This window comes from Pseudomonas sp. PA-6-3C (genome assembly GCF_021605825.1).
GTDB classification, from domain to species: Bacteria; Pseudomonadota; Gammaproteobacteria; order Pseudomonadales; family Pseudomonadaceae; genus Aquipseudomonas; species Aquipseudomonas edaphica.
Genome location: NZ_WKDV01000089.1, coordinates 1 through 3646, shown reverse-complemented (window position 1 = coordinate 3646; position 3646 = coordinate 1). Strand labels below are relative to the sequence as shown.

At 60.0% G+C, this 3646-nt stretch carries 2 protein-coding genes; both read right to left on the bottom strand.

Annotation, left to right across the window (positions count from 1 at the left end; genetic code table 11):
* Positions 1-184: 184 nt before the first annotated feature.
* On the bottom strand, positions 185-2143 hold the full coding sequence (locus GIW48_RS29530; RefSeq protein ID WP_236472987.1) for a MacB family efflux pump subunit: 1959 nt from the start codon (positions 2141-2143) through the stop codon (positions 185-187).
* Positions 2144-2146: 3 nt separating this feature from the next.
* Positions 2147-3298: a macrolide transporter subunit MacA gene (macA, locus tag GIW48_RS29525; protein ID WP_017134518.1), complete on the bottom strand. Its 1152-nt coding sequence runs from the start codon at positions 3296-3298 to the stop codon at positions 2147-2149.
* Positions 3299-3646 lie beyond the last annotated feature (348 nt).

The following is a 3646-nucleotide window of genomic DNA, read 5'->3' as shown; positions in this document are numbered from 1 at the left end:
TGATGGCCTCCCGGCGAAGCTGGCTTCGCCGAGAAGTGTCCACCATGTCCCCGCACACCCGTCAACCATGTGTCCGGTCCGTACAGGGCGTTTGCCAAAAGTGACCCGCTGTAAGAGCGGAACCATAAGCCGCCGTTACCCAAATAACGGATATACACGCCGACAAACCGCCACCAAAAGCCAATCAATCCCGCGCCAGCGCCTCAATCGGGTCCAACCGCGCCGCATTCCGTGCCGGCACAAAACCAAACACAATCCCGATCAACGTCGAACACGCAAACGCCGTCACAATCGACCCCACGGAAAACACCATCTCCCACTCCTTCACAAACAGCGAAAACAGATACCCAATGGCGTAAGACAACGAAATCCCAATAACCCCGCCGATCAAACACACCATCACCGCCTCCACCAGAAACTGCTGGCGAATATCCGACTGCCGCGCCCCCACCGCCATGCGAATCCCAATCTCACGGGTGCGCTCAGTCACCGACACCAGCATGATATTCATCACCCCAATCCCCCCCACCAACAACGAAATCACCGCAATCAGCGACAACAGCAGCGCCAGGGAGCGGCTGGTTTTCTGCACCGTCTGCATGATGCTATCAAGGTTATTGGTGAAAAAATCCTTGGTCCCATGCCGCTGCAGCATCAGCTTGTTAACGTTGTCTTCCACCACCTTGCTCGGCTGCCCATCCTTGATACGCACGGTAATGCTGTCCAGATGCCGCTGCCCCAACAGCCGCCCCGCCGCCGTTTCATAAGGTACCCACACGTTCAACGCCTTACTGGCAGCGAACATGTTTTTATTGTCAGCCGTCACCCCGATCACCGTACACGGCAGGTTCCCAACCAGGATCACCTGCCCCAGTGGGTCCACGTTCGGCCCGAACAGGCGATGCCGAGTGTTGTGGTCAATCACCACCACCTGCGCCTGACGCCGCGCATCACTTTCACTGAAGGCAATCCCGGCTTCGAGCTTGAGCCCTTTCACTTTGAAATACCGATCACTGACGCCATTCACCTGCGCATCCAGGTCGATATTGCCAAAGCGCAGCAACAGGTTGCGCCCTACCACCGGCGTGGCGCTGTCGACGTAATACAGTTGATTCAACGCATCCACATCCGACGGCATCAACGTCTCGATGGCCGACGCACGACTGTCGCCGAAACTGGTGCCGGAAAAGATATCGATGGTGTTGCTGCCAATCGCCTGGATGTCCTTGAGCACATAACGCTTGGCCCCCTCGCCGATCGCTGAAATCGACACCACCGAGGTAATGCCGATGACAATTCCCAGCATGGTCAGCAAGGTGCGCATGCGATGGGAAATCAGCGCGACCCAGGCCATATTGAAGGCCTCCTTGAACAACCCCAGGCTCGCCACCAGGCGCCGTGCGCCGCTGCGATTGGGCTCAATCGGCGCTTCGCTGGGCAACTCCAGCCCCACACTGTCATTGGCCTTGTCGCTGACTATCTCGCCATCACACACCTCGACAATCCGCTGGGCGTTCGCCGCGACCTTGGGGTCGTGGGTGACGATAATCACCGTGTGCCCGGCCGCGTGCAGCTCGGCGAGGATGCGCATCACCTCCTTGCCGCTGTGGGTGTCGAGGGCGCCGGTGGGCTCGTCGGCGAGGATCACCTCACCGCCATTCATCAAGGCCCGGGCGATACTTACGCGCTGTTGCTGGCCACCGGAGAGCTGGCTCGGGCGGTGGGTGGTGTGCCCCGCCAGGCCCAGGCGCGTGAGCAGGTCGCGCGCGCGGCTGTGCCGTTGGCTCTCGGGCGTACCGGCGTAGATCGCCGGCATTTCCACGTTATGCAAGGCGCTCAAGTGCGCGAGCAAATGGTAGCGCTGGAAGATAAACCCGAAGTAATCCCGGCGCAGTTCCGCCAACTGCTCATCGCCCAGCGAGCGGGTCTCGATGCCGTTGATCTTGTAGCTGCCGGCGGTGGCGTAGTCCAGGCCGCCGAGGATATTCATCAAGGTGGATTTGCCCGAACCCGAGGCACCGATGATCGCGACCATTTCGCCGGCATGAATCGTCAGGTCAATGCCCTTGAGTGCGATGAACTCGCGCTCGCCGGCCATGAAACTGCGGGTAATGCCCTTGAGCTCCAACAGGGGTTGGGTCATGGCTCAGTTCCCCGCCACAGCTGGGCTGGCGTCGCCGATCACGACTTTGTCGCCCTCGGCCAGGCCCTCCAGGATCTGCACCTTGACGTTGTTATTGATGCCAGTCTTCACATCCCGCGACAGCGCCTTGCCCTTGGCGTCCAGCACCCGTAACGGGTAAGTGCCGTCGTTATTGCGCGCACCAAGCGCCGCCACCGGCACTATCAAGGCCGCCTGGGCAGTGTCGAGCACAATACGCACCTGGGCGGTCATGGCGATGCGCAGACGATGGTCCGGGTTAGGCACGTCGAACAGCGCGTTGTAAAACACCGCGGTGTTCTGCTTGGGCGTACCGGCGGTCTGGGTTTCGAGGAAGTTCTGCGGCGCCGGCTCCGTGCCACGCAGCTTGGCGTAGTAGCGCTTGTCGGCTTCACCCAGGATGGTGAAATACACCTGCTGGCCGGGGCTGATATGGATCACATCGGCCTCCGACACCTGGGCCTTGACGGTCATGGTGTCCAGGTCGGCCAGCTTGAGCAGCACCGGCGCCAACTGGTTGGCGATCACGGTCTGGCCTTCCTGCGTGACGATGCCGACTACATCGCCGTCAATGGGCGCGACGATGCGCGTGTACGCCAGATTGACCTTGGCGGTATCGATCTGGATATGCGCGCTTTTGATCTGCGCATCCAGGGACAACAGGTTGGCCTGTTGCACCTGGAACGTGGACTCGGCATCTTCAAAATCCTGACGCGATACCGACTCATCCACCTGCAAGCCCTTGTAGCGCTCATACACCGACTTGGCCTGCTTGAGCTGCGCCGCCGTGGCGCGGCGCTGGGCCTGCAGGTTTTCCTCATCCACCTGGGCTTTACGCAAGGTGTTTTGCAGAATCAGCGGGTCGATCTCCGCCAACCACTGGCCCTTCTTCACCTTGTCGCCGACCTTGACCTTGAGCGACTTCAACTGCCCCGACACCTGCGCGCCAACATCGACCTGCTTGATGCCCTCAAGCAAACCGGTGGCCAACACCGCATTCTCAATATCACCGCGCTCAGCCGTGGCAGTGAGGTACTGCGGCGCATCGGCAGGAGCCTGCACCGTGTACACCACCAGGCCAATGGCAACAGCCAACACCGCGAGCATTCCAATTTTGCGAAACTTAGACTTTTCCATAAATGACCATAAAAAGATGAAGAGGGCCTAAAACGGCACGGTCCAGTGTGGGAGCTGGCTTGCCTGCGATGGCATCAACTCGGTGTGCCTGACACACCGAGGTGTCTGCATCGCAGGCAAGCCAGCTCCCACAGAAAAGCAGATCCCAGGTATATGCAACTCCGCTTTTCGCTTTTGATCTAACCACTCAGGTCGGCTACTAGGCCGCCGTGCTGTAGATCTTGATCTTGATCTGCTTTTGATCTGAGGCGCCCCGTTAACCACGATGGCCGAACGCAGGCTTGAATCCGTGGGTAACCCGGCAGGACGCCGGGTTAGCCGCGCTGGGCCAAGGATGGCCCATCGCGG

Bases quoted from the DNA above. Each gene is read 5' to 3' on its own strand.
- GIW48_RS29530 (WP_236472987.1), bottom strand. From the start codon at position 2,143: ATGACCCAACCCCTGTTGGAGCTCAAGGGCATTACCCGCAGTTTCATG.
- macA (WP_017134518.1), bottom strand. From the start codon at position 3,298: ATGGAAAAGTCTAAGTTTCGCAAAATTGGAATGCTCGCGGTGTTGGCT.